Source organism: Alkalibacillus haloalkaliphilus C5 (genome assembly GCF_000269905.1).
GTDB lineage: Bacteria > Bacillota > Bacilli > Bacillales > Alkalibacillaceae > Alkalibacillus > Alkalibacillus haloalkaliphilus_A.
Genome location: NZ_AKIF01000271.1, coordinates 1 through 1,258, shown reverse-complemented (window position 1 = coordinate 1,258; position 1,258 = coordinate 1). Strand labels below are relative to the sequence as shown.

General features: G+C 40.2%; 1 protein-coding gene and 1 pseudogene. One reads left to right on the top strand and one right to left on the bottom strand.

The window, feature by feature from the left end; translation table 11 throughout:
• Positions 1-237: pseudogene (locus A194_RS19060) on the bottom strand (AEC family transporter); the annotation flags it as partial.
• 223 nt (positions 238-460) lie between these two features.
• On the opposite strand from A194_RS19060, the gene A194_RS0116325 reads away from it, so the two are divergent.
• Positions 461-1,249 carry a carbon-nitrogen family hydrolase gene (locus A194_RS0116325; RefSeq protein ID WP_029425488.1) on the top strand — a complete coding sequence of 263 codons (789 nt, stop codon included), beginning with the start codon at positions 461-463 and terminating at the stop codon, positions 1,247-1,249.
• Positions 1,250-1,258 lie beyond the last annotated feature (9 nt).

Genomic DNA, 1,258 nt, shown 5'->3' with positions numbered 1-1,258 from the left:
TAAAATTTTATTTAAAAGGATTAGCGCAAATAATAATAGAAACGCAAACAAAACAATCGTCCAAAACTCTTGTCCTAGCTCCGTTTCATAAAAAGACTGGAAAACGAGCGCAGGAATAAAAACGTAGATCGTTACGGCGGACACAGAGCGAACGTCAAGTTTACGCCACTTTTGTAAGACGTAACCGATAAAAAATATAAGTACAATTGGTAAAACAACTTCTATAAATACACTCAAAACTGACACCTTCCTAAATGGAAACGGGAGCTCGGAACAGAACATTCCGGCGATTTCCCTTGCTTTTCCGGCGAAAAAATAATATTCCGGCGATAATTTCAATAATCCAGCGAACTGACTTTTAAATACAATAATAACTTTATTTTAAAGTTTCATAGTTATACTGTACACTATGAGTAAAACATTCGGAAAATTTTTAAGCTATAATAAGGGGGTTATATGATTGAAATTTTCTATATGCCAAATGGACATTGTACCTGGAGATCCTGAAGCGAACCGCAAGCGAGTCCAATCATGGGTTGAATCGATCATGAAGGGTGAAAACCCTGATACGATCGTCCTCCCTGAAATGTGGACGACTGCTTATACGTTACCGCAGCTAGAGGAGATTGCTGATCATAACGGTGAACCGTCACGCACCTTTTTACAACAACTTGCACAAAAACATGACGTCAACTTAATTGCCGGTTCTGTTGCTAATAAGAAAGAGGATGGGATTTACAATACAGCAGTCGTCATTGATCGTAAAGGTAATGTTGTCTATGAATATGATAAGGCTCACCTCGTGCCTATGTTAGATGAACCCAAGTATATGCAAGGTGGGAAGAAACGGCCTGAAGTGTTTGAACTTGAAGGGTTAAAGATCGGCCTAATCATTTGTTACGACCTGCGTTTTCCAGAAATTATTCGCCCGCTTGCTTTAGACGAAGCCCAAGCATTATTTATCGTTGCGGAATGGCCTGAAGCTCGAGCGAACCATTGGGAACACTTGCAAATTGCTCGTGCGATTGAAAACCAAATGTACGTCCTATCTGCCAATAGAATTGGGAGCTATAATAATGTAGAATTTAGTGGTCGCTCGATGGTCGTCAACCCGTGGGGTGATGTCCTTGAAAAAGGATCGCAACATAAAGAAGAAGTCATCACGACAACGCTAGATTTAGAGAAAGTGAAACAAGTTCGAAAAGACGTGCCGATCTTTGAAAGTCGTGTGCCTGACTTATATGATTGAGGTTGGGGT